This window comes from Streptomyces malaysiensis subsp. malaysiensis (assembly GCF_040653035.1).
GTDB lineage: Bacteria > Actinomycetota > Actinomycetes > Streptomycetales > Streptomycetaceae > Streptomyces > Streptomyces malaysiensis.
This window is the reverse complement of record NZ_JBEZNG010000033.1, coordinates 19,156-41,299: the sequence shown is the minus strand read 5'-3', so window position 1 is coordinate 41,299 and position 22,144 is coordinate 19,156. Positions and strand designations below refer to the sequence as shown.

25 protein-coding genes are annotated in these 22,144 nt (G+C 70.7%); 14 read left to right on the top strand and 11 right to left on the bottom strand.

The window, feature by feature from the left end:
- Positions 1–39: 39 nt before the first annotated feature.
- On the bottom strand, positions 40–405 hold the full coding sequence (locus AB0E24_RS40110; RefSeq protein WP_069873586.1) for a DsrE family protein: 366 nt from the start codon (positions 403–405) through the stop codon (positions 40–42).
- Positions 406–678: 273 nt separating this feature from the next.
- On the opposite strand from AB0E24_RS40110, the gene AB0E24_RS40105 reads away from it, so the two are divergent.
- From AB0E24_RS40105 to ygfZ, 3 genes are all read left to right on the top strand, one after another.
- The gene (locus AB0E24_RS40105) at positions 679–1,242 is read left to right on the top strand and encodes a heme-binding beta-barrel domain-containing protein (protein WP_069873588.1); all 564 of its coding nucleotides are present in this window, start codon (positions 679–681) and stop codon (positions 1,240–1,242) included.
- Positions 1,243–1,417: 175 nt separating this feature from the next.
- Positions 1,418–1,894, top strand: coding sequence for a Fur family transcriptional regulator (locus AB0E24_RS40100; RefSeq protein WP_069873590.1), 477 nt, complete (start codon positions 1,418–1,420; stop codon positions 1,892–1,894).
- Between the two features lie 9 nt (positions 1,895–1,903).
- The gene (ygfZ, locus tag AB0E24_RS40095) at positions 1,904–2,869 is read left to right on the top strand and encodes a CAF17-like 4Fe-4S cluster assembly/insertion protein YgfZ (RefSeq protein WP_069873592.1); all 966 of its coding nucleotides are present in this window, start codon (positions 1,904–1,906) and stop codon (positions 2,867–2,869) included.
- Between the two features lie 147 nt (positions 2,870–3,016).
- On the opposite strand, the gene dtd is transcribed toward ygfZ, so the two are convergent.
- Entirely contained in the window at positions 3,017–3,442 is a 426-nt protein-coding gene (gene dtd / locus AB0E24_RS40090; protein ID WP_359384555.1) for a D-aminoacyl-tRNA deacylase, read from the bottom strand.
- A gap of 146 nt (positions 3,443–3,588) precedes the next feature.
- Here dtd and AB0E24_RS40085 point away from each other — a divergent pair, with 146 nt between their 5' ends.
- Together AB0E24_RS40085 and AB0E24_RS40080 are read left to right on the top strand one after the other, a co-directional pair.
- The gene (locus tag AB0E24_RS40085) at positions 3,589–4,227 is read left to right on the top strand and encodes an RsiG family protein (protein ID WP_359384553.1); all 639 of its coding nucleotides are present in this window, start codon (positions 3,589–3,591) and stop codon (positions 4,225–4,227) included.
- A 205-nt stretch (positions 4,228–4,432) separates the two neighbouring features.
- Positions 4,433–5,680, top strand: coding sequence for a GNAT family N-acetyltransferase (locus AB0E24_RS40080; protein WP_359384551.1), 1,248 nt, complete (start codon positions 4,433–4,435; stop codon positions 5,678–5,680).
- Between the two features lie 135 nt (positions 5,681–5,815).
- Here AB0E24_RS40080 and soxR read toward each other — a convergent pair whose 3' ends face one another.
- A complete protein-coding gene (soxR, locus tag AB0E24_RS40075; protein ID WP_069873598.1) occupies positions 5,816–6,277 on the bottom strand; it encodes a redox-sensitive transcriptional activator SoxR in 462 nt (153 codons plus the stop codon).
- A gap of 51 nt (positions 6,278–6,328) precedes the next feature.
- On the opposite strand from soxR, the gene AB0E24_RS40070 reads away from it, so the two are divergent.
- Positions 6,329–6,976, top strand: a complete 648-nt coding sequence (locus AB0E24_RS40070) for an NADPH-dependent FMN reductase (protein WP_069873600.1) — start codon at positions 6,329–6,331, stop codon at positions 6,974–6,976.
- Between the two features lie 131 nt (positions 6,977–7,107).
- On the opposite strand, the gene AB0E24_RS40065 is transcribed toward AB0E24_RS40070, so the two are convergent.
- Positions 7,108–7,851 carry an ABC transporter permease gene (locus tag AB0E24_RS40065; protein WP_359384548.1) on the bottom strand — a complete coding sequence of 248 codons (744 nt, stop codon included), beginning with the start codon at positions 7,849–7,851 and terminating at the stop codon, positions 7,108–7,110.
- Positions 7,844–8,887 (bottom strand): efflux ABC transporter ATPase subunit, DrrA-related, encoded by a 1,044-nt coding sequence (locus tag AB0E24_RS40060; protein ID WP_359384547.1) that lies wholly within the window; start codon positions 8,885–8,887, stop codon positions 7,844–7,846. Before AB0E24_RS40060 ends, AB0E24_RS40065 begins: the two co-directional genes overlap by 8 nt.
- Before the next feature lie 121 nt (positions 8,888–9,008).
- Between AB0E24_RS40060 and AB0E24_RS40055 the strand changes: the two genes are divergently transcribed.
- On the top strand, positions 9,009–9,764 hold the full coding sequence (locus AB0E24_RS40055; RefSeq protein WP_093700724.1) for a TetR/AcrR family transcriptional regulator: 756 nt from the start codon (positions 9,009–9,011) through the stop codon (positions 9,762–9,764).
- Positions 9,765–9,960: 196 nt separating this feature from the next.
- Positions 9,961–10,848, top strand: a complete 888-nt coding sequence (locus AB0E24_RS40050) for an NAD(P)H-dependent oxidoreductase (RefSeq protein WP_359384544.1) — start codon at positions 9,961–9,963, stop codon at positions 10,846–10,848.
- Here AB0E24_RS40050 and AB0E24_RS40045 read toward each other — a convergent pair.
- The 4 genes from AB0E24_RS40045 to AB0E24_RS40030 form a co-directional block, all read right to left on the bottom strand.
- Positions 10,845–11,378 carry a GNAT family N-acetyltransferase gene (locus AB0E24_RS40045; RefSeq protein WP_079258473.1) on the bottom strand — a complete coding sequence of 178 codons (534 nt, stop codon included), beginning with the start codon at positions 11,376–11,378 and terminating at the stop codon, positions 10,845–10,847. The genes AB0E24_RS40050 and AB0E24_RS40045 overlap by 4 nt on opposite strands.
- Positions 11,379–11,480: 102 nt before the next feature.
- Entirely contained in the window at positions 11,481–12,347 is an 867-nt protein-coding gene (locus tag AB0E24_RS40040; protein WP_359384541.1) for an oxidoreductase, read from the bottom strand.
- A 130-nt stretch (positions 12,348–12,477) separates the two neighbouring features.
- The gene (locus tag AB0E24_RS40035; protein WP_435865376.1) at positions 12,478–13,668 is read right to left on the bottom strand and encodes an RNA polymerase sigma factor; all 1,191 of its coding nucleotides are present in this window, start codon (positions 13,666–13,668) and stop codon (positions 12,478–12,480) included.
- A gap of 182 nt (positions 13,669–13,850) precedes the next feature.
- Entirely contained in the window at positions 13,851–14,207 is a 357-nt protein-coding gene (locus AB0E24_RS40030) for a YciI family protein (RefSeq protein WP_093703234.1), read from the bottom strand.
- A 214-nt stretch (positions 14,208–14,421) separates the two neighbouring features.
- On the opposite strand from AB0E24_RS40030, the gene AB0E24_RS40025 reads away from it, so the two are divergent.
- The 3 genes from AB0E24_RS40025 (at position 14,422) to AB0E24_RS40015 (ending at position 16,005) form a co-directional block, all read left to right on the top strand.
- Positions 14,422–14,835 carry a helix-turn-helix domain-containing protein gene (locus AB0E24_RS40025; protein WP_069873614.1) on the top strand — a complete coding sequence of 138 codons (414 nt, stop codon included), beginning with the start codon at positions 14,422–14,424 and terminating at the stop codon, positions 14,833–14,835.
- A gap of 18 nt (positions 14,836–14,853) precedes the next feature.
- Positions 14,854–15,540, top strand: a complete 687-nt coding sequence (locus AB0E24_RS40020) for a hypothetical protein (protein WP_069873616.1) — start codon at positions 14,854–14,856, stop codon at positions 15,538–15,540.
- Positions 15,541–15,687: 147 nt separating this feature from the next.
- Positions 15,688–16,005 (top strand): DUF2516 family protein, encoded by a 318-nt coding sequence (locus AB0E24_RS40015; RefSeq protein ID WP_069873670.1) that lies wholly within the window; start codon positions 15,688–15,690, stop codon positions 16,003–16,005.
- Between the two features lie 59 nt (positions 16,006–16,064).
- On the opposite strand, the gene AB0E24_RS40010 is transcribed toward AB0E24_RS40015, so the two are convergent.
- Entirely contained in the window at positions 16,065–17,291 is a 1,227-nt protein-coding gene (locus AB0E24_RS40010) for a PP2C family protein-serine/threonine phosphatase (RefSeq protein WP_069873618.1), read from the bottom strand.
- Between the two features lie 236 nt (positions 17,292–17,527).
- Here AB0E24_RS40010 and AB0E24_RS40005 point away from each other — a divergent pair, with 236 nt between their 5' ends.
- Complete coding sequence (locus AB0E24_RS40005; protein ID WP_069873620.1) at positions 17,528–18,052, top strand: O-acetyl-ADP-ribose deacetylase; 525 nt, start codon at positions 17,528–17,530, stop codon at positions 18,050–18,052.
- Positions 18,053–18,308: 256 nt separating this feature from the next.
- On the opposite strand, the gene AB0E24_RS40000 is transcribed toward AB0E24_RS40005, so the two are convergent.
- Positions 18,309–19,409 carry a C40 family peptidase gene (locus tag AB0E24_RS40000; RefSeq protein ID WP_102937715.1) on the bottom strand — a complete coding sequence of 367 codons (1,101 nt, stop codon included), beginning with the start codon at positions 19,407–19,409 and terminating at the stop codon, positions 18,309–18,311.
- 443 nt (positions 19,410–19,852) lie between these two features.
- Between AB0E24_RS40000 and pstS the strand changes: the two genes are divergently transcribed.
- Positions 19,853–20,980: a phosphate ABC transporter substrate-binding protein PstS gene (gene pstS / locus AB0E24_RS39995; RefSeq protein ID WP_079258468.1), complete on the top strand. Its 1,128-nt coding sequence runs from the start codon at positions 19,853–19,855 to the stop codon at positions 20,978–20,980.
- A gap of 115 nt (positions 20,981–21,095) precedes the next feature.
- Positions 21,096–22,085 carry a phosphate ABC transporter permease subunit PstC gene (gene pstC, locus AB0E24_RS39990; protein ID WP_069873626.1) on the top strand — a complete coding sequence of 330 codons (990 nt, stop codon included), beginning with the start codon at positions 21,096–21,098 and terminating at the stop codon, positions 22,083–22,085.
- The last annotated feature ends 59 nt before the right edge of the window (positions 22,086–22,144 follow it).

Sequence of the window (22,144 nt, the reverse complement as noted above, 5' to 3'; positions counted from 1 at the left end):
GCTGACCGGGGCCCGGCCGGGGGGCGTTCGGGGACCGCCCTAGTACACGAGCGCCTGGACGCCGTCCGGCATGATCTCGCTCACGAAGACCTGAGCGCCCGCGATCCGGGCACCCTCGATCAGATCCTTCTCCTCGATGTCCCGGCGCGCAGCGCATTGAGTGCACACCGTGATCGATCCGCCGCCCGTAAGGATGCCGTCGATCAGATCCGGAAGCGGCGCCGCATGCGGCAGTTCGAACTCCGCCGCCCGCCCGGGCAGCGCAAACCACGTCGACTCCCCGGTGAGCCAGAGCGAGACCTCCACCCCGCTCGCCGCGGCCACCGCCGCCACCGTGAACGCCTGGGAGCACCGCTCGGGAGCGTCCGCGCCCGCCGTCACCTTGATCACGAGCTTCTTCGCCATGCGTCAACCTTAGGCTCGGCGCCCTGGGCGCGGCGCCGCACGGCCACCTGTCTCCACCGGCCGTTCCGGTGCCGACTAGAATCGGTGCCGTCCGTCATCTGTTCCTAGGAGCGCGCTCGTGCTTGAGGCAGTCTTCACCACCCTGATGATCCTGGTCGCCGTGGCCACGCTCGGCTTCGCCGCGCTGACCTGGAAGAAGCTGTACCAGGGCCAGCGCTGAACCGCTCCTGATCCCACTGCCACGGCTCGTCCCTCGACAGATCGCCTGAATTCATGATCCAGATTCCGTCCGACCTCCACCCGGACCTCGTGCCGCTCGCCTTCCTCCTGGGCAACTGGGAAGGGGCCGGCGTATCGGACTTCCCCGGGGCCGAGAAGTGCAACTTCGGGCAGGAGGCCACCTTCACGCACGACGGCCGGGACTTCATCGAGTACGTCTCGCACACCTGGGTGCTGGACTCCGAGGGCAAGAAGGTCCGCCCCCTGGAGAGCGAGTCCGGCTACTGGCGGATCGACAAGGACCGCAAGGTCGAGGTCGTGATGAGCCGCGACCAGGGCATCATCGAGGTCTGGTACGGCGAGCTCGCGGAGGGCAAGCCGCAGATCGACCTGGCGACGGACGCGGTGGCGCGCACCGCGCACGCGGCCCCGTACTCGGGCGGCAAGCGGCTGTACGGCTACGTCAAAAGCGATCTGATGTGGGTCGGCGAGAAGGCCACCCCCGAGGTCGAGCTGCGCCCGTACATGTCCGCGCATCTGAAGAAGGTCGTGGACCCGCGGGAGTGGGCCAAGGACCTCAAGGACCTGCCGGACGACGGGATCGCCTTCTTCCGCTGAGCCCTTCGGCGTTTCCGGCGTCTTCGGCGTTTGGCCTCTTCGGCGTTTCCAGCGTCTGCCGGGTCCGGCTTTCCCGGGCTCTTCCACCTTTCCGCCGGGTCGGGCTCTTCCGTGCCGCGTCCGGTTCTGTCCTCCGCGTCCGGCCGGTGGGCGCGGGCGCGCCTACACTTGCACCGTGGCGACCACCGACTGGAAGAGCGATCTGCGGGAGCGCGGCTACCGGCTGACCCCGCAGCGCCAGCTCGTGCTCGAAGCCGTCGATCGTCTGGAGCACGCCACTCCGGACGCCATCCTCACCGAGGTGCGCCGCACCGCGAGCGGCGTCAACATCTCCACGGTCTACCGCACATTGGAGCTGCTGGAGGAGCTGGGCCTGGTCAGCCATGCCCATCTCGGCCACGGCGCCCCCACGTACCACCTGGCCGACCGGCACCACCACATCCACATGGTGTGCCGGGACTGCACCGATGTGATCGAGGCCGATGTCTCCGTGGCCGACGCCTTCACCCGGCAGCTGCGGGCGGACTTCGGCTTCGACACCGATCTGAAGCACTTCGCGATCTTCGGCCGGTGTGCCGCGTGCTCCGCCGGGCGGCGCGGTGGCGACGACGCCGAAAACGGCGCCGATGAGGGCCGAGCCCGCAGGTCGTAGGCTGAGTTCATGAAGAGCCCCTTGCTGTCGCTGCCCGGCGCCGTCCCCGGCGAGGGCCCCGATGAAGGCGTTGCCGCCCACTACGGCGACCTGTTCCGCGAGCAGCGCGCGCTCGCCGACGGCACCGGCTTCGTGGACCTCTCGCACCGCGGAGTGGTCACGGTCAGCGGTGCCGACCGGCTCAGCTGGCTGCATCTGCTGCTCACCCAGCACGTCAGCGACCTTCCGCCGGGCCAGGCCACCGAAGCCCTGATCCTCTCCGCCCACGGCCACATCGAACACGCGCTCTATCTCGTCGACGACGGCGAAACCACCTGGGCCCATGTGGAGCCCGACAGCCAAAGCGATCTGATCGCCTACCTGGAGAGCATGAAGTTCTTCTACCGGGTCGACATCGCGGACCGCACCGAGGACTACGCGATCGTCCATCTCCCGGCGGGCAGCATCACCGAGGCCCCCGAGGACGCCGTCGTCCGCGAAACCCCGCACGGCCGGGACCTCTTCCTGCCCCGTGAGCGCCTTACCGCCTTCGCCGAGGCGAGCGGCCCGCCGATCGGGGCGCTGGCGTACGAGGCACTGCGGGTCGAGGCCCACCGGCCGCGGGTCGGCCTGGAGACCGACCACCGCACCATTCCGCATGAGCTGGGGTGGATCGGCTCCGCCGTCCACCTCCACAAGGGCTGCTACCGCGGTCAGGAGACCGTCGCCCGGGTGCAGAACCTGGGGAAGCCACCGCGCCGGCTGGTCTTCCTCCACCTCGACGGCAGCGAGGTGAAGCTGCCGTCCCACGGCGCGCCCATACGACTGGCCGCGGAGGGCGAGGAGGGCCGCCAGCTGGGGTTCATCACCTCCTCGGCCCGCCACCACGAGCTGGGGCCGATCGCGCTCGCGCTGGTCAAGCGCAATGTGCCGGTGGATGCGGAGCTGATCGCGGACTCCACGGCCGCCGCACAGGAGACGGTCGTGGAGCCATGAGCCGGTTGCGGATTCGCTGGATCTCGCGGGGCCGTCCGACCCCGCGGAGCTGTCCGACCTCGGTGAGCCGCCAGCCCCCTGGACCTCGGTGAGCCGCTAGCCCCCTGGACCTCGGTGAGCCGCTAGCCCCCAGACCTCGGCAAGCCACTAGACCTCGATGAGCACCGTGAACGGGCCGTCGTTCGTGAGCGAGACCTTCATCTCCGCTCCGAACCGGCCCGTTTCCACTTGCGCGCCCAGCTTCCGCAGCTGGGCCACCACCTCGTCGACAAGCGGTTCGGCGACCGGGCCTGGCGCCGCCGCGTTCCAGGTGGGGCGGCGCCCCTTACGGGCGTCGCCATAGAGCGTGAACTGGCTGACGACCAGCAGCGGAGCGGCCAGATCCGAGCAGGACTTCTCGTCCTGGAGGATCCTTACGGACCACAACTTGCGGGCGAGCTGGGCCGCCTTCTCCGGGGTGTCGTCATGCGTCACCCCGACCAGCACGCACAGCCCCTGGCCGACGATCTCGCCGACCGTCTCGCCGTCCACGACGACGCTCGCCCCGTTCACTCTCTGTACCACAGCACGCATGGCGACCATCATGCCGTGCGTCCATCCGGGGCCGATCGGGTGGAGAGCCGCTGCACAGGGAGCATCACTGGTGGCACGATGCGTGCAGGCGGTGCAGGCGGGCAGGAAATGCGGGAATGACGCATCGCTGGAGGGGACGGACACCAATGAACACATCGGGCACCGGCCAGCCCATGGCCACCGAGAGCCTGCTGCCGCCGCGGCCGCCGAGCCAGCGCGGCGGACGGCTGGCCGACTCCGCCGCCGTACCGGCGGCGGCCATCACCGCCACATCCGCCACCGCGGGCGGTCTGCACACCCTGCGGCTGCCGGAGCTGCGGGAGCTGCGCCGCGCGGCACAGCGCGAGGAGGCGGATCTGAGCTATCTGCGCAGGCTGCTCCAGGGCCGGATCGACATCCTCCGCGCCGAGCTTGGCCATCGCCGTGACCCGGCGCCCGCGGCGGCCGCGGCGGAGCCGCCCGCCGCGCTGGTGGACCGGCTGCCGGAGATCCTCGCGGACCTGCCCTCACGGCACCGCTCCTCGGCCCGCCATGTCACGCTCGGGACGCCGCACGGTGAGGAGTACGAGCGGCTGGCCGAGGAGATGCTGGCCGAGGTGGGCCTCTCCGATCTGCGGGCCCGTACGGACGAGGAGCTGCACGGCGCGATGGCCCGCCTCGTCGGCCATGAGCAGCAGGTGTCGCGGCGGCGGCAGGAGCTCCAGCGGACGGCGGACGGTTGCAGTGCGGAGATCGCCCGCCGGTACCGCGAGGGAGAGGCGCAGGTGGACGACCTGCTGGCGTAGGGGGCGGGGTGCTCCGGCAGCTGTCGGCGAAGTGCTCGGGCAACGGTCCGCGAGGGGCTCGGGCAGCCCTCGGTGAGGAGCTCGGGTCACTGTCGGCGGGGCGCTCGCCGGGCCGTCCACAGGGTGCGGTGTGATAAAAGGACCTGTTCCGAAGGCTGGGGAAATCGGCGTGCGGCGGGTTGTGGCGGACGCTTAGCGTGTGCGCATGGCCCTCGAACTTCGCACCTCACTCGCCGACTCCGATCTGACCAGCTGGATTGTCGCGCTCAACACCGGCTTTCTGCGTCCGCCGGAGGCGCCGAAGGAGGAGGTGGAGCTGCGCCGGGAGCAGATGGATCTGTCCCGTACCCAGGGGTTCTTCGACGGGGACCGCTGCGTCGCCACCTTCCGCAGCTTCGCCCAGCGGCTGACGGCGGTCGGCGGGGCCGATGTACCCGCCGACGCGGTCAGCAATGTCGCGGTGTCGCCCACCCACCGCCGCCGTGGCCTGCTCAGCCGGATGATGGAGCACGATCTGCGCGCCGCGAAGGAGCGGGGCGAGGCGGTGGCCACCCTGATCGCCGCCGAGTACCCGATCTATGGGCGGTATGGCTTCGGCCCGGCCACCTGGATCAGCGAATGGCAGGTGGACGTCCCCCGGGCCGGTCTCGATCCGCGCCACTCGGCTCCGGTCGACGGCGGCCGGGTCGACTTCGCCGATGGCGAGGAGGTGCGGAAGCTGGGCCCCGCACTGCATGAGCGGCTGCGCACCCGGCAGCACGGCGTCATCGACCGCCCGGACCTCTGGTGGCGGACCAACACCGGTCAGCGGCAGTTCCCCAGCCGTCCCTGGACCGAGCCGTTCTATGTTCTCTACCGCTCCCCCGACGGCTCGGTGGACGGTCTGCTCGCCTACACGGCCGATGACCGCTGGGAGGGCAACAAGCGACCGCACAACACGGCCACCGTGCTCGAGCTGCTGGCGGTCACCCCGGCCGCCGAGCGGGCGCTGTGGCACTTCCTGCTCTCGGTCGACTGGGTGACCCGGGTGAACACCGGCCGGCGCGCCCCGGACGATCTGCTTCCGCTGCTGCTCGGCGATCCCCGCGCGGCCCAGGTCACCACGTATGCCGACTGGCTGTGGTTGCGCCCGCTGGATGTGCCCCGGCTGCTGGAGACCCGTACATACCCGGTCGAGGGCTCGCTGGTGCTCGAGCTGCGCGACGACGCCGGGCTGGCCGGGGGCCGCTATTTCCTGGAGGCGGGCCCCGACGGCGCGGCGTGTGCCACCACGGGCCGCGCGGCCGATCTGACCATGGACATCGGCGAGTTGGGCACGCTGTGGCTGGGCGACGAGTCGGCGGTCCGGCTCACCTCGCTCGGCCGGATAGCCGAGGAGCGCCCGGGCGCCGCGGCACTGGCGGACCGGCTGCTGCGGACCCCGCGCCGCCCCTGGTGCCCCGACGGCTTCTGAGCCGCCCAGGAGGGGGCAGGGCCCCGCGACCGGCCCCTGTCCGGCCGACACCTGCCCGGTCCGCGCTGGGCGCTGGGCGGCCGACGCTGGGGGATCAGCGCTGGGCGGCCGGTGCTCACGTTGGGCGGCCGGTGCTCAGCAGCAGGACTTGAGCAGCCGGCGCGCGCCCGCGCCCTGTTCGCCGAGCCGGTCGTACGGGTTGGCCAGCGCGCATTTGTCGATCGACAGACAGCCGCAGCCGATGCAGTCGGTGAGGTGGTCGCGGAGGTTCTCCAGCTGTTCGATGCGCTCGTTGAGATCCGTGCGCCAGCACTCCGAGATCCGGGCCCAGTCCTCCTTGGTGAGGACGTGGTCCTCGGGGAAGAGCGCGAGCACCTCCCGGATCCTCCCCAGCGGGATGCCGACGCGCTGCGAGGAGCGGACGAAGGCGACGCGGCGGAGCGTATCGCGGGTGTAGCGACGCTGGTTGCCGGTGGTGCGGCGGCTGTGGATCAGCCCCTCGCGCTCATAGAAGCGCAGTGCGGAGGCGGGAACCCCGCTGCGCTGCGAAAGCTCGCCGACCGTGAGCTCATGGGTCTTCCAGGTCAGTTGCGTCATATGCCGAGGGTAGCTTGACTTCAACCTTTGTTTAAGTCCGAGGCTCGTCCCATGACTACTGACACCGCCGTACCCACGGCAACGGCAGAACCCCGCACCGGCACCCGCGCCAACTCCATCGACTCCCCGATCCGGCTCGCCGTCATCGTCGGCAGCACCCGTGACGGACGCTTCGGGCCGAAGGTCGCGGACTGGTTCGCCGGTCATGCGACGCTCCGCCCGGATATCACCGTCGATGTCGTCGACCTGGCCGAGACCCCGCTGCCCACGGCCCTCACCCATCGACCCGGCCCGGAGGAGCGCACGGCCCTGGAGGCCGTGACACCCCGGCTGGACGCGGCCGACGCGTTCGCCGTGGTCACACCCGAGTACAACCACAGCTACCCCGCCTCTCTGAAGAACGCGATCGACTGGCACTACACCCAGTGGCAGGCCAAACCGGTCGGTTTCGTGTCCTACGGCGGCATCTCCGGGGGCCTGCGCGCGGTGGAGCATCTGCGGCCGGTCTTCGCCGAGGTCCACGCCGTGACCGTCCGGGACACGGTCAGCTTCCACAACGCGGGCGGGCTCTTCGAATCGGACGGCCGGCTGAAGGACCCCGAGGGTCCGGACACCGCCGCCGGGGCGATGCTCGACCAGCTCACCTGGTGGGCGCGGGCCCTGCGCACGGCCCGCACCACCCACCCGTACGGCGCCTGACCCGCCCGCACGTACGGCGCCTGACCCAGCCGCACGAAAGCCGACCAGCCCCCACGGCAGCCGCCCCCGTACGCCAGCTACCCCTCCCGGCGGCGCCGGTTCCCGTCGAACGGCGCCGCCGGGAACGTGGCTCAGACAGTGCGGCGGCGGAAGAGCGCGCCCGAAAGACCGGCGGCCACCACCAGGATCCCGCCGCACCAGACCAGCGCCTGCCAGGCGCTGTCGCCGACCGGCCGGTCCAGCAGCAACCCCCGCAGGGCCTCGATGACCGGGGTGACCGGCTGGTGCTCCGCGAACCCGTGCAGCCAGCCCGGCATGGTGTCGATCGGCACGAACGCGCTGCTGGGGTACGGCAGGAACATCATCAGGAAGGTGAATCCGCCCGCCGCCTCCGGTGACCTGGCGATCAGGCCGAAGCAGGCCGACAGCCAGGAGATCGCGAGGATGAACATCAGCAGGATGCCGGCCACGGCCAGCCAGTCGAGCGGACCGGCGACCGGCCGGAAGCCGATGAGGAAGGCCGCCCCGAAGACGATCGTGGTCGCGACCGTGTTGCGCAGCACGCTCGCGGCCACATGGCCCGCCAGGATCGCGGTACCGCCGATGTCCAGCGACCGGAAGCGGTCGATGATGCCGCCCGTCATGTCATTAGTGACGGTGACCGCCGTATTGGCCGAGCCGAAGCCCGCACACAGCAGCATCACACCCGGGACGACATAGGTGACGTACTCGGTGCCGGTGTGGATGGCACCGCCGAAGAAGTAGACGAAGACCAGCATCAGCATGATCGGCAGCAGCATGGCGGTGAGCACCGCGTCCAGATTGCGCCTGGTCAGCCGGATCGTACGGCCCGTCAGAACGATCGCGTCAGACACCGGCCGCCTCCTTCTCACCCGTGGCGCCACGGCTCTCGCCCTCGGCGGCGCGCCTTTCACCCTCGGCGGCACGCCTTTCACCCTCGGCACCGCTCTCGCCCTCGGCGGCGTGGCCGGTCAGGGCCATGAAGACATCGTCGAGCGTGGCGCCACGCACGCTGAAGCGGTCCACGGCCCGGCGCTCAGGGTCGATCTCATCGAGCAGGGCCCGTACATGGGCGGCGCTGCCGTCCGTCGCGACGCCCAGCGTCAGCCGGTCGGCGTCGCTCCAAACGAGCCGTACGCCCAGCCGGAGCGCGCCCCTCTCGTACCCGGCGATATCGCCGAACACCAGGTCCAGCCGCTGCCCGGCCACGCGCTCCTTGAGTTCGGCCGAGGTGCCCTCGGCCACCACCCGGCCGCCGTCCACCACGGCGATGCGATCGGCGAGTTGGTCGGCCTCCTCCAGGTACTGGGTGGTGAGGAAGACCGTCACCCCGTCCGTCGCCAACCCCTTGACCACCTCCCACATGGCCCGTCGGCTGCGCGGGTCGAGACCGGTGGTCGGCTCGTCCAGGAAGATCACCTCGGGATGGCCGACCAGCCCCGCGGCGAGGTCGAGCCGACGGCGCATCCCGCCGGAGTAGGTGCCCACGGTGCGGCGGGCGGCGCCGGTGAGGTCGAAGCGCTCCAGCAGTTCGCGGGCGCGGCCGCGGGCCTCGGCGCGGCCGAGCCGGGCCAGCCGCCCCATCATCCGCAGGTTCTCCTCACCGGTCTGCATCTCGTCAACGGCGGCGTACTGCCCGGTGAGGCTGATGACGCGGCGGACGCGGCGGCGGTCGGTGATGACGTCGAAGCCCGCGACGCGGGCCCGCCCGGCGTCCGGCGGTGTCAGCGTGGACAGGATCCGCACGGTCGTGGTCTTGCCCGCCCCATTGGGGCCGAGCAGTGCGAAGACGCTGCCGGGCGCGACCGACAGATCGACGCCCCTGAGCACCTTCACGGCCCCGTAGGACTTCTCGAGGCCGCTCGCCTCGACGGCTGGTCGATGGGTCATGATTCCCCCGCTCCTCCTTCTGCGTATGACATACGCGCTACTGCGTATGGTATACACATCTCTAGGATGGCGGTCAATCGAGCGAACATGAGCAACATCCACGTACGGAGGTCCCGAGGCCATGGCCAGCGAAGTGAGCGGCACCGGCCTGCCGGCGAGCATCGAGACCGCCTGGGGACTCCGGGAACGCCCGAGCAAGGGACCACGCCCGGGGCTGACCCTGGCCCGGATCGTCGACGCCGCCGTCGGCATCGCCTCGACGGACGGCCTCGGCGCGGTCTCCATGAGCAGGGTCGCGACCGAGCTCGGCGCCTCCACCATGTCGCTGTACCGCTATGTCTCGGCCAAGGACGAGCTGCTGACGCTGATGGAGGACGCGGCCTACGGCCCACCGCCGCCCGGCGACCCGGCGAAGGACGCGGACTGGCGGGCCGGGTTCGGCGACTGGGCCTGGGCGCTGCGCACCGCCCTCGCCCGGCATCCGTGGGTGGTGAGCGTCCCGATCGACACCCCGCCCTCGATGCCCAACTCGGTGGCCTGGATGGAGCGCGGACTCGCCTGTCTGCGCCATACGAACCTCGGCGAGGGCGAGAAGATCTCCGTGCTGATGCTGGTCAGCGGCTTTGTCCGCAACGAGGTTCGGATGACCTTCGACATCCTGGCGGCCAACCGGCGCACCGGGGACAGCATCGAGACCTCTCTGGCCTCCTGGGCCAGGCTGCTGGGGAAAGTGACCGACGCCGAGCGCTTCCCGGCGGTGACGGCGGCGCTGCGGGCGGGGGAGCTGGAGACCCCGGGCGGCCCCGACGACGAGTTCGTCTTCGGGCTGGAGCGGATTCTCGACGGTGTGGAAGCGCTGATCAGCGCCCGGAGCTGACTGCCCAGCCCCCGGATCCCCTCAACGCGGGATCCGTCCCTTCACCCTGGCTGACCACACCGGCCGCTCACACTCGCCGACCACACTGGCTGGTCCTGGCTCACTGGCCACAGCTGGCCACAGCTGGCCAGATTCTTCCATATCATGGCCATCCGGCCACTCGTCGGCCCGGAGGCCATTTCCGAGCATGGTGGGCATGAATGTGCTGTGGATATTCGCTCACCCCGAACAGCGCTCCCTCGGCGGGGCGTTGCGCGACGAGGGTCTGCGCGCCCTGCGAGAGGCGGGCCACGACCACCGGCTGTCCGACCTCTACGCGATGCGCTGGAACCCCGTGGTGGACGGCGCCGACTTCCGCCATGACGAGGGCGAACGCCTCATCGTCGGAGCCGCCTCGCACCGCGCCTTTGACGCGGGGACGCTGAGCGAGGACATCCGCGCCGAACAGGAGAAGATCGCCTGGGCGGACGCGCTGATCGTGCAGTTCCCGCTCTGGTGGTACGGGATGCCGGCCATCCTCAAGGGCTGGTTCGACCGCGTCTTCGTCAAGGGCCTCGCCTACGGGGTCAGGGGGCCGGACGGACGCACCCTGCGCTACGGGGACGGCAAGCTGGCCGGTAAGCGCGCCATGGTGGTCCTGACCGCGGGGGCGCCCGAGGCCACCATGGGGCCGCGCGGCGTCAACGGCGAGATCGACGACCTGCTGTTCCCCCTCCAGCACGGCACCTTCTGGTACAGCGGTATGTCCGTCCTGCCGCCGTATGTGGTGTACGGCGCGGACCGGGTCCCGGCCGAGGCGTACGAGGCCCATGCCGCGGCGCTGCGGAAGCGGCTGGCCGCCCTGCCGACCGAGGAGCCGATCCCCTTCCGCCGCCAGAACGGCGGGGACTACGACGAGCGCCTGGTGCTCCGGCCCGACCTTCTGCCGGGCCGGACCGGGCTCTCCGTGCACTACGCCCACCCCCATGACGAGGCCACCCAGGAGGCCCTGACCGACACCCCCGCCGCCCACGATGCCCCGGCCGCCCAGCACTCGCCAGCCGTCCAGGACGCCCCGGCCACCCCCGCCGCGCGGGGCGCCTAAGCGGGCGGCCACAGCTCCAGCCGCCAGTCGTTGCACCGCATCATCGTCCCCAGCGGATACTCGACCTCGCACTCGCCGACCAGGGTGAACCCGGCCTTGCGGCACACCCCGTTCGACGCCGGGTGGCCGACGGACGGATACGCGTGCAGATACCGGTGGGTCCGCTGCGCCGCGGCCGCCCGGGCCACCTCCCCCGCGGCCGCGGCCGCGATCCCCCGCCCCTGGAACGGCGGCAGCACGGCCCAGCCGGTCTCGTACACCGACGCACCCCGCCACTCCCGCTCCCAGTACCCGATGCTGCCGACCGTCTCCTCCTCCGGCACCAGCACGACCCGGTACATCCGCCCGGCGCCCGGCCCGGTCAGCTCGGCATACCGCCGATGGCGGACCAGGATCTGCTCCTCGCTCTCCGGTCCGCCCAGGTGGGCCGTCATCTCCGCGCTGTTGACACGCCGCAGCAGCTCGAGGCAGAACGCGCTGTCCTCCCACGGCTCGAGCCGCACCCGCACCCCGCTCGCCGCACCGGACATCCGCCGCCTCCCACCGTCGGCGCACCCTGCGCCCGCCTTCCGTTCATTCGACCACGGGGGTACGACAACGGCCCCGCGCCCGGGTCACGGCCCGGCCCGGCGTCAGTCCGCCACCGGCTCCAGCAGCGCCATGTCGTCCTCGTCCAGGGCGATCCGCGCCGCCGCCATGTTCTCCTCGAGGTGGGCGAGCGAGCTGGTGCCGGGGATCTGGATGATCGCGGGAGAGCGGGCGAGCCCCCAGGCGAGGGCGATCTGATGCGCGGTCGCGCCGTGCCGCTCCGCGACCGTACGCAGGTTCTCGCCCTCCAGGGAGGTATGGCCGCCGCCCAGCGCGAAGAACGGCATATAGGCGATCCCGGCCCCGGCGCACTCGTCCACCAGCGGCCCATCGGCCTGATCGAGCACCCCGAACCGGTTCTGCACCGCCGCGACGGGCGCGATCGCGCGGGCCTCGGCCAGCTGGTCGGCGCTCACATTGCTCACCCCGAGCCGTCGCACCAGCCCTTCCTCGCGCAGTGCGGCCAGCGCCGCGAACCGCTCCCCGATCGACGCCCCGCCCACCGCCTTGAGCCGCCCCACCCGCAGATACACCAGGTCGAGCGCGTCGACGCCCAGCTGCCGCAGGTTCTCCTCGACCAGCCCCCGCAGCTGCTCAGGCCGTGCCTCCGCGTACATCTCCCCGGTCGCGGTGCGCAGCGGCCCGATCTTGGTGGCGATGGTGACGCCCTCGGGGTACGGGCGCAGGGCCTCGCGCAGGATGTCGTTGGCCCGCGCGGTGGCGGAGAAGTAGAAGGCGGCGGTGTCGATATGACGGGCGCCCAGCTCCACGGCCCGCCGCGCGACCGCCACTGCCGTCGCCCGCTCGACGACGGGACCGGCCCACCTCCCCGGCAGCTGCATCGCGCCGAAGCCCAGCCGATCGGCCGGTGACGAGAGTTGAGCGAGCAACGAGGAGGACCCGGAGGACAAGGGCGACGAACCTGATGAGGGCGACGAACCTGATGAGGGCGATGAGGATGATGAGGATGATGAGGGTGATGGGGATGAGAAAGATGAGGTCATGGGGCAGCATGCGCACCTTTTCGCCCCCACCACAAGATCAGCCCGAAGAGCGCTCCAGCAGCAGCGCCCGCTCCCGGGCGTTACGGGTCAGGGCCGCCGCGCGGGCGAACTCCACCCGGGCCTCCTCATGCCGCCCCAGTCGCTCCAGCAGATCCCCGCGGACGCTCGGCAGCAGGTGGTAGTCCTTGAGCGCCGGTTCCTCGGCGAGCGCCTCGACCAGTTTCAGACCCGCCGCGGGCCCTTCCGCCATCGCGACGGCGACCGCCCGGTTGAGCTCCACCACCGGGGACGGGGCCAGCGCCATCAGCCGGCCGTAGAGAGCGGCGATGGCCGTCCAGTCGGTGTCCTCGTAGCGGATCGCGCGTGCGTGGCAGGCGGCGATGGCGGCCTGGAGGGAGTACGGGCCGTGGCCCGCCCGCTGGAGGGCGTCGACGCCCCGGCGGATGAGCAGCCCGCTCCACCTGGTGCGGTTCTGGTCGGCGAGCAGCACCGGCGCACCGTCCGGGCCGGTGCGCGCCGCGATACGCGAGGACTGGAACTCCAGCAGCGCGGCCAGCCCATGGACCTCGGGCTCCTGGGGCAGCAGCCCCGCCAGCACCCGCGCCAGCCGCAGCGCGTCCTCGCACAGGGCCGGGCGCACCAGATCGTCGCCCGTGGTCGCGGAGTAGCCCTCGTTGAAGATGAGGTAGATGACTTCCAGGACCGAGGAGAGCCGGGCCGTCCGGTCGTCGCCGTAGGGCACTTCGAAGGGGACCTCGGCCTTGGCGAGCGTCCGTTTGGCCCGGACGATGCGCTGGGCGACGGTGGGCTCCGGGACCAGGAACGCCCGCGCGATCTCCTCCGTCGTCAGCCCGCCCAGCAGCCGCAGGGTGAGCGCGACCCGGGCCCGGGTCGACAGCACGGGATGGCAGGCGGTGAAGATCAGCCGCAGCAGATCGTCGTCGATGTCCTCCGCCGTCCCGGCGAGATCCGCCGGGTCGGGCGGTGAGACGTCCTCCAGGCCCCGCCCGACCTCCGCCAGCTTGCGGGCGTAGGTCTCCTTACGGCGTACGAGATCGATCGCACGGTGCTTGGCGGTGGCCATGAGCCAGGCGCCCGGATTGTCCGGCACACCCGACTCCGGCCACCGCTCCAGCGCGGTGACCAGGGCATCCTGCGCGAGTTCCTCGGCCAGGCCGACATCCCGCACGATGCGGGCGACGCCCGCGATGATCCTCGCGGACTCGATCCTGAAGACCGTTTCGACCGTTGCGGCGGTCGCGGCCGCCTCAGCCGTTTCAGCTGTTTCAGTCGCTTCAGTCGCTTCAGTCGCTTTGACTCTTTGAGGTGGTTTCGCCGGATCGGCCGGGCTTGCTGCCGTCACGGCCACTATCAGAGCAGCCGTATGGAGACGGAGCAAGCACTACCGGCTCAGCCCTCCTCGATCTCACGGACCTCGATGGTGATCGTCCAGTACTCCTCATGGGTCCGCAGGAACCGCTTGGTCCACTCCACGGCCTCGGCCTTGTCCTTGGCCTGGAGGATGGCATAGCCCCCGATGACCTCCTTGCTCTCGGTGAAGGGGCCGTCGGTGCAGGTGATCTTCCCACCGGACCAGGTGACCCGGGTGCCCGCGGAGGTCGGGGTGAGCCCGGCCGTCTCCAGCATGACGCCGGACTTGGTCGCCTCCTCGATCAGCGCGCCCATCCGCTCCATGAGCTCGGGGCTGGGGCCCTCGGCGGGGGCGTTCTGCTCATCGATACGGATCATCGTCAGATAGCGCGGCATGGTGACTCCTCATGTGAAACGGGATACGGGACGGAGGCCGGGCGCTTCCCCGCCTCTCACCCCTGCGTCGAACGGCCACCGCCCGGATCGACAGCCCCCGCGAAATTCTTTCCACCGGCCGCGACCGGCCGCGCCGACCGGCCCCGACATGACACGCGCCACTATTGCAAGCAAATGCTTGCAATAGTTAGCACCCCTGTTGCAGCATCGAGGTATGGCATCACTCAACGTCGGCAACCTCGGCGAGTTCCTGCGCGAGCAGCGGCGCAGCGCGCAGCTGTCGCTGCGGCAGCTGGCCGACGCGGCCGGGGTGTCCAATCCGTACCTCAGCCAGATCGAGCGCGGGCTGCGCAAGCCGAGCGCCGAGATCCTGCAACAGCTGGCGAAGGCGCTGCGGATATCCGCCGAGACCCTGTACGTACAGGCGGGGATCCTCGACGAGCGGGACCGCGAAGAGACCGAGGTGCGCAGTGTGATACTCGCCGACCCCTCGATCAACGAGCGGCAGAAGCAGGTACTGCTCCAGATCTACGAGTCCTTCCGCAAGGAGAACGGGCTCCAGACCGCCTCGGACGACGCCCCCGAACCCTCCGACGCCGGCGCCGACGTCGCCACACCCTCGAACTGATCCGGGAGGACCATCACCATGGCCATCACCGACGACGTACGCAAGACCCTCACCGACCCGACCCCGCTCTACTTCGTGGCGGGCACGGCCGACCTCGCCGCGCAAAAGCTCAAGGAGGTGCCGTCCTTCGTCGAGAAGATCGTCGCCGAGGCCCCGGAGCGGATCAACGCCGTGCGCAACACCGACCCCAAGGCCGTGCAGGAGCGGGTCTCCCAGCAGGCCAAGGGTGCCCAGGACAAGCTCAGCGAGATGCTGGGCACGATCGACACCGACATCAAGCGGCTGCGCGACACGGCGCAGGACCTCGCCCTGCAAGGCGTGGGCCGGGCCGCCGAGCTCGCCGTGAAGGCGCGGGAGCGGTACGACGAGGTGGCCGAGCACGGCCAGGAGGTCGTGCGGACCTGGCGCGGTGAGGCGGCCGACGAGGTCGTCGACATCGCCGACGCGATCGAGCCCAAGCAGGAGCGGGACGGCCACGCGGCGGCCCGGTCGAAGGCGCCGTCGCAGTCGGTCCACATGGACTCGTCCAAGGAGTCGCCGAAGTCCCCGGCCAAGCCGGCCACCCCGGCCGCGTCGAGCGGCTCCGGCCCCTCCGCCGCGCACACCCCGGCGCACTCCTCGTCCGCCCAGGCCAAGAAGGCCCCGGCGCGTGGCAACAAGCCCGCCACCGCCGCCAAGAAGCCCGAGCCGAAGTCGGCCGGCTGAGGAGCACACATCCACGATCGGGCCGGGTACGCCGGGCACACCCCTGCGTGCCCGGCCCGGTGGGCGGGTACGGTGGCCGCAGAAACGCTACCCATACATATCTTCTAGGCGGTGGACGGCGTGCTGGTTGAAGGCTTCGGCAAGCTGATGTACTGGGTCTCCTGGGCCCTGCTCCTCTTCAGCCTCTTCGCCTTCGTCGACTCGGCGATCCGCCGGGAGGACGCGTATCGAGCGGCGGACAAGCAGAGCAAGGCGTTCTGGCTGATCATCCTCGGCCTCGCCGCCGCGGTGAACTTCTTCATGGGAATCCTGGACTTCCTGCCGATCATCGGGCTCATCGCGACGATCGTGTACATCGTCGACGTCCGGCCCGCGCTGCGGCAGGTCTCCGGCGGCGGCCGCCGCTGGCCGCGCGGCCGCGGCTCCAGCTCAGACGGCCCCTACGGACCCTTCAACGGCCGATAACGGGTCGGCAAAACGGCCGAGAAACGGTCGTTGTCAGCGAAAAGACCGGCCGCGGCCGGTCAGTCGCGGTCCAGCAGCAGCACCGCCAGATCGTCGGTGAGCTCCCCGCCGTTCAGCGCCCGCACCTCGGTGACGGTCGCGTCCAGCAGTTCCTCGCCGCGCCGCCCCTCCGCGACCTGACGCGCGACGATCTCGACCATGCCGTCCTGGCCGAGCCGCTGCACCCCTGATCCGACGCGGCCCTCGATCAGCCCGTCGGTGTACATCATCAGGCTCCAGGCCCCGCCGAGCTCGACCTCGCGGCGCGGCCAGCGGGCGTTCGGCAGCAGGCCGAGCGCCGGGCCGTTCTCGTCGGTGGGCAGCAGCCGGGGCGCCATGCTCGGGCGGATCGCCAGCGGTGAGGGGTGCCCGGCCAGACAGACCCCGGCCCGGCGGCCGTCCGGCGCGATGTCGACGGTGCACAGTGTGGCGAAGATCTCATCGTCGGCGCGTTCGTTCTCCAGCACCTGCTGAAGGGTGCCGAGCAGCTGATCGCCGCAGAGCCCGGCGAAGGTCAGGGCGCGCCAGGCGATCCGCAGCTCCACCCCGAGGGCGGCCTCGTCCGGGCCGTGGCCGCAGACGTCGCCGATCATCGCGTGGACCGTGCCGTCCGGGGTGCGGACGGTGTCGTAGAAGTCGCCGCCGAGCAGGGCGCGGCTGCGGCCGGGCCGGTAGCGGGCGGCGAAGTGCAGCCCCGAGCCGTCCAGCAGCGGAGTGGGCAGCAGTCCGCGCTCCAGCCGGGCGTTCTCCTGGGCGCGCAGCCGTGACTCGGTGAGCTGGCGCTGGGCGAGGTCGGAGCGTTTGCGCTCGACGGCGTAGCGGATGGCGCGGCTGAGGACCCGGCCGTCCAGCTCGCCGCGGAAGAGGAAGTCCTGGGCGCCGACCCGTACCGCCTCGGCGGCGCGCTCGGCGTCGTCCTCCGCGGTCAGGACGAGCACGGCGTGCGAGGGCGCCAGCTTCAGCACCCTGCGCAGCGTGGCCAGCGAGTCCGGCCCGTCCTCGGACGGGCCCGGCAGGGCCAGGAGGATGCACTGCACCCCGTCGGTCAGCAGCCGGCTGGCCTCGGTGAGGTTGCGAGCCGTACGGATACGGACTCGGTTACCCTCGGTATCAAGCATCTCGGGAACGTTGAAGGCACCGGACGGATCGTCCTCGATCACCAGCAGGGTGAGCCCGTTCTCGGGCAGGGTGGCGGGACCGGCTGACGGGGCCGGTGCCTCCCGTTGCCTCGGCACGGGTACGGACATCGCTCGATTCCTTCCCTCCCCCCGAGGGCGCGCCCCACCGACCGGCGGAGCGCTGTGGGAATCCGGTACGCACACACACCGACTGGTCGGTTTCAGCGGCGTCAGGTGGCGGGTACCGGATACTGCCAGGTGACCTTAGCGCTAGGCGGCGGTTTCATGGAATGACCTCCAGGCACTGACTTTTGTCATATGCCCCACGTCCTGCGGCACTTGGCAAACCAGGTGACAATCCCGAGATGACGAACATCACGCTGGCGCTGGGCGACATCACCGAGCAGCGGGTCGACGCGATCGTCAACGCCGCCAACTCCTCCCTGCTGGGAGGGGGTGGGGTCGATGGAGCCATCCATCGGCGGGGTGGACCCGACATTCTGGATGAATGCCGCGATCTGCGTGCGTCCCGCTATGGCAAGGGCCTTCCGGCCGGCCGGGCGGTCGCCACCACGGCCGGCCGACTGCCCGCCCGCTGGGTGATCCATACGGTCGGGCCGGTCTTCTCCACGACCGAGGACCGGTCGGCCACGCTCGCCTCCTGCTACAGCGAGTCGCTGCGGATCGCCGATGAACTGGGCGCCCGTACGGTCGCCCTCCCGGCCGTCTCCACCGGCGTCTACCGCTGGCCCCTCGACAGCGCGGCCCGAATCGCACTCACCACCGTGCGCGATATGGGTACTTCGGTAACCGAGGCCCGTTTCGTCCTCTTCGACCAGCGTGCGTACGACGCCTTCGAGACGGCCCTGAACGAGCTTCCGCCGGCCTGAGCCCGGTGGGCGCCGGTCCGAGCCGCCGGGCGACCGCCTGAGCCGCGCCGGGCCGGTCCGAGCCGAGGGGCGGGCCGTAGCGCGCCGGGCGGGCCGTAGCGGCCCCTTGACGGCAGCCCCGCACCGGACCGCGGCGGACCCCCGCCGAACCCGGCGGCCCAGGCAGGCCCTTCGACGGCGGACGCCCGCCGATCGACGACAGCCCATCGCCGATCGACGGCAGCCCACCGCCGACCGACGCCAAACTCCCGCCGCGCTACCTCGCGTCCGGCCGGACCACGCCCAGGATCGGCATCGAGCCCGCGCCCGCGACCGTGACCTGACGGCCCGGTCGGGGGGCGTGGATCATCGCACCGCTGCCGACGTACATCCCCACATGGCTCGCGTCCCTGAAGTAGATGATGAGATCACCCGGGCGCATGTCCCGCACGCTCACCTTCGGCAGCAGCCTCCACTGCTCCTGCGAGGTCCGCGGGATCGTCCGGCCGGCCGCCGACCACGCCCGCTGGGTCAGCCCCGAGCAGTCATAGGTGTCGGGGCCCACCGCGCCCCACACATAGTCCTTGCCGAGCTGGTCCTTTGCGAAGTCGACGGCGCGTCCGCCCATCGCGGTGGCACCGCTGCCCAGCTTCCGCAGTATCCCGGTGTCCAGCCACTTCGCCTGCGCGCCACGGGCCTTGTCCTCCTCCAGTCGGCGCAGCCGCTCCCGTTCGTCCTTTGCCAGCCGGGACTCCAGCCGCTGCGCCCGGGCCATTTTGCGCAGAATCTCCTTCTTCGCCGCCGCCTTCTTCGCCCGGCTCCGGTCCAGCCGTTCCCACTCCTGGGAGGCGGAGTCGGCGTAGCGGTCGAGCGCCACCTGGGTGCGCTCCAGACGGCCGATCAGACCGTGGGTCGCCTGCTGGCCCTTGCGCGCGAGCGTGACCCCGTCGAGGAAGTCGCCCGGGTCGCCGTTGAGGAACAGTCGCGCCTCCGCCGGCATCCCGCCGCCCCGGTACTGCGCCCGCGCCATCGCCCCGGCCCGCTTGCGCAGCCCGGCCATCTCCTTCTGGGCCTTCACCACGGCTCGGGCGATCTTCAGGATGGCCTTCTCCTGACGGGCCTGCCGCTCCCGCGCGAGGTTGTACGCGTCCGTGGCCGACTCCGCCTTGCGGTAGAGCCCGTCGACCTCCTGACGGACCTCCTCCAGGCTCCGGCCCCCGGTCCCGCCGCCACCGTTCCCGCCGCCCGGGCTCGGCGCCGGCCCCGGCTCGCCCGGCGCGGCGTACGCCGTCTCCGGCACGGCCGACAGCCCCAGCGCGCAGACGAGCGCGGTGGCCGCGGCGACGCTCACACCCCTCCCTTTCCCGTCCCGCCTCACCCGCGGTCTCCTCTCGTTCCGCTCCGGCCGTGCGCGCTCCTGTCCCTCCAGCGCGCCAGACCTGACGTACCGGCACGTAGGGACGGATAGTGACATGCCGTACCGCAATTCGACAGAGACACGCGCCGGTTACGCCGGCAGCCACCCCGATCCGGTTCACCGGACGGGTGTCGTACACGTGTCGGACGGGCCTGGCAGGGCCTCCGCAAGGGGGTCGTCCGCGTTGCGATCCGGCCGTGACCTGGCCGTGACATGGCCACCACACTGACGGCCGAGGTTCACCATCCGTTAACTCGCCCCCTCAGGCCGCTTCACCTGATCTGCCTACTTTCGGCCCTACTGAGCGTGAGTCGAGTACGGCTCCGGCGAACGCCACAACAAGTGCGCTCAACCCATCTCGCGCGCCGTCCCCCACCGGCGGCTCCTGGAAGGAACTCCTGAAAGTGAAGCTTCAGCGCAAGAACCGGCTTCGCGCCATCGTCGCCGGTGCCCTCGCTGTCTCCGGCGCCCTTGTCCTCACGGCGTGTGGCTCCGACGACAACAGCGGCGACGCGAAGGACGGCGGCGGCTCCAAGGCCGCCTCCAACATCAAGTGCGACGGCAAGGGGCAGCTGCTGGCCTCCGGCTCCTCCGCGCAGAAGAACGCCATGGACCTGTGGATCAAGACCTACGGCGCGGCCTGCAAGGACACCAAGCTCAACTACAAGGCCACCGGTTCCGGCGCGGGCATCCAGGAGTTCTTGCAGGGCAAGACCGCCTTCGCGGGCTCCGACTCGGCCCTGAAGCCCGAAGAGGTCAAGTCCTCCGAGAAGGTGTGCAAGGGCGGCAAGGCCATTGACCTGCCGATGGTCGGCGGCCCGATCGCCGTCGGCTTCAACGTCCCCGGCGTGGACAAGCTGACGCTCAACGCCGAGACCCTCGCCAAGATCTTCGACTCCGAGATCACCAAGTGGGACGACCCCGCGATCAAGGCGCTGAACAAGGACGCGAAGCTCCCGAGCCTCAAGATCCAGGCGTTCCACCGCTCCGACGAGTCGGGCACCACGGACAACTTCACCAAGTACCTCAAGGCCGCCTCCCCCAAGGCGTGGCCGCATGAGCCGGGCAAGGCGTGGGAGGGCAAGGGCGGCCAGTCGGCCGACGGCTCCTCCGGTGTCTCCTCGCAGGTCAAGCAGGTCTCGGGGGCCATCTCGTACTTCGAGCTGTCCTACGCGACCGCGAACAGCATCAAGACCGTCGACCTGGACACCGGTGCCTCCGCCCCGGTCCAGGCCACCGTCGACAACGCCTCCGCGGCCATCTCCGAGGCCAAGATCAAGGGCACCGGCAGCGACCTGGCCCTGGACCTGGCGTACGACACCAAGGCCGCCAACGCCTACCCGATCACCCTGGTGACCTACGAGATCGCCTGTGACAAGGGCAACAAGGCGGACACCCTGGCCGCCACCAAGTCCTTCCTGACCTACGTCGCCAGCGAGGACGGCCAGACCTCCCTCAAGGAGCTCGGCTACGCCCCGCTGCCGACCGAGATCGCCAACAAGGTCCGCGAGAGCGTCAAGAGCCTCTCCTGACCCGAATGCGGCTGACTCCGCCAAGGCAATCGCCGCGGCGGAGTCAGCCGCATCGTCCGGTGCACCGCCGCACCAGGAGCCTCATCCGCATCAGGCTCCGCAGACCGGAGAACTCATGAAAACGGATATAGAACCCACATCATCAGTTGCCGGGTCACCATCCAAGGTCAAGACCCGCTCCACCGGCCGCGCCGGTGACAAGATCTTCCTCGGCCTCTCCCGAGGTTCCGGTATCGCCCTCCTGGTGATCATGGCGGCCATCGCGGCCTTCCTCACCTACCGAGCCGCCATCGCGATCTCCAAGGACGAGGCCAACTTCCTCACCACCTTCGAGTGGAACACCGGCACCTCGCCGATGCGGTTCGGCATCGCCGTCCTCGCCTACGGCACGGTCGTCAGCTCGATCATCGCGATGGTCATCGCGGTTCCGGTCGCGGTGGGCATCGCGCTGTTCATCTCGCACTACGCCCCGCGCCGGCTGGCCACCCCGGTCGCCTACGTCATCGACCTGCTCGCCGCGGTCCCCAGCATCGTCTACGGCCTGTGGGGCGCGCTCTTCCTGGTGCCGCATCTGACCGGCCTCTACACCTGGTTCGACGACTACCTGGGCTGGACCGGGATCTTCAGCTACCAGGGCGGCGCCGCCCGCTCCCTGTTCACCGTCGGCATCCTGCTGGCGATCATGATCCTGCCGATCGTCACCAGCGTGAGCCGCGAGGTGTTCCGGCAGGTCCCGAAGATGCACGAGGAGGCGGCGCTCGCGCTCGGCGCGACCCGCTGGGAGGTCATCCGGATGTCGGTCCTCCCCTTCGGCCGCTCCGGCATCATCAGCGCCTCGATGCTGGGCCTGGGCCGCGCGCTCGGCGAGACCATGGCGGTCGCCACCGTGCTGTCCCCCAACTTCCTGATCGAGACCAGCCTGCTGGACCCGGGCGGCGGCACCTTCGCCCAGAACATCGCCAGCCGCTTCAAGGAAGCCGGCAACGACGGCCGTGACGCGCTGATCGCCTCCGGTCTGGTGCTGTTCGTCATCACCCTGCTGGTGAACGGCGCGGCGCGAATGATCATCGCCCGCCGCAAGGAGTACTCGGGGACCGCGGCATGAGCGACGCACACGCGGCCGCTGCGCCGCAGGAGACGACGAAACCCGCACCTCCGCGCCGC

Coding starts and splice junctions, on each gene's coding strand:
- AB0E24_RS40060 (WP_359384547.1), bottom strand. CDS start 8,887: ATGACCCATCGACCAGCCGTCGAGGCGAGCGGCCTCGAGAAGTCCTAC.
- AB0E24_RS40110 (WP_069873586.1), bottom strand. CDS start 405: ATGGCGAAGAAGCTCGTGATCAAGGTGACGGCGGGCGCGGACGCTCCC.
- ygfZ (WP_069873592.1), top strand. CDS start 1,904: ATGAAGAGCCCCTTGCTGTCGCTGCCCGGCGCCGTCCCCGGCGAGGGC.
- dtd (WP_359384555.1), bottom strand. CDS start 3,442: ATGCGTGCTGTGGTACAGAGAGTGAACGGGGCGAGCGTCGTCGTGGAC.
- soxR (WP_069873598.1), bottom strand. CDS start 6,277: ATGACGCAACTGACCTGGAAGACCCATGAGCTCACGGTCGGCGAGCTT.
- AB0E24_RS40105 (WP_069873588.1), top strand. CDS start 679: ATGATCCAGATTCCGTCCGACCTCCACCCGGACCTCGTGCCGCTCGCC.
- AB0E24_RS40015 (WP_069873670.1), top strand. CDS start 15,688: ATGTACTGGGTCTCCTGGGCCCTGCTCCTCTTCAGCCTCTTCGCCTTC.
- AB0E24_RS40070 (WP_069873600.1), top strand. CDS start 6,329: ATGACTACTGACACCGCCGTACCCACGGCAACGGCAGAACCCCGCACC.
- AB0E24_RS40030 (WP_093703234.1), bottom strand. CDS start 14,207: ATGCCGCGCTATCTGACGATGATCCGTATCGATGAGCAGAACGCCCCC.
- AB0E24_RS40005 (WP_069873620.1), top strand. CDS start 17,528: ATGACGAACATCACGCTGGCGCTGGGCGACATCACCGAGCAGCGGGTC.
- pstC (WP_069873626.1), top strand. CDS start 21,096: ATGAAAACGGATATAGAACCCACATCATCAGTTGCCGGGTCACCATCC.
- AB0E24_RS40055 (WP_093700724.1), top strand. CDS start 9,009: ATGGCCAGCGAAGTGAGCGGCACCGGCCTGCCGGCGAGCATCGAGACC.
- AB0E24_RS40020 (WP_069873616.1), top strand. CDS start 14,854: ATGGCCATCACCGACGACGTACGCAAGACCCTCACCGACCCGACCCCG.
- AB0E24_RS40025 (WP_069873614.1), top strand. CDS start 14,422: ATGGCATCACTCAACGTCGGCAACCTCGGCGAGTTCCTGCGCGAGCAG.
- AB0E24_RS40045 (WP_079258473.1), bottom strand. CDS start 11,378: ATGTCCGGTGCGGCGAGCGGGGTGCGGGTGCGGCTCGAGCCGTGGGAG.
- AB0E24_RS40080 (WP_359384551.1), top strand. CDS start 4,433: ATGGCCCTCGAACTTCGCACCTCACTCGCCGACTCCGATCTGACCAGC.
- AB0E24_RS40085 (WP_359384553.1), top strand. CDS start 3,589: ATGAACACATCGGGCACCGGCCAGCCCATGGCCACCGAGAGCCTGCTG.
- AB0E24_RS40010 (WP_069873618.1), bottom strand. CDS start 17,291: ATGTCCGTACCCGTGCCGAGGCAACGGGAGGCACCGGCCCCGTCAGCC.
- AB0E24_RS40050 (WP_359384544.1), top strand. CDS start 9,961: ATGAATGTGCTGTGGATATTCGCTCACCCCGAACAGCGCTCCCTCGGC.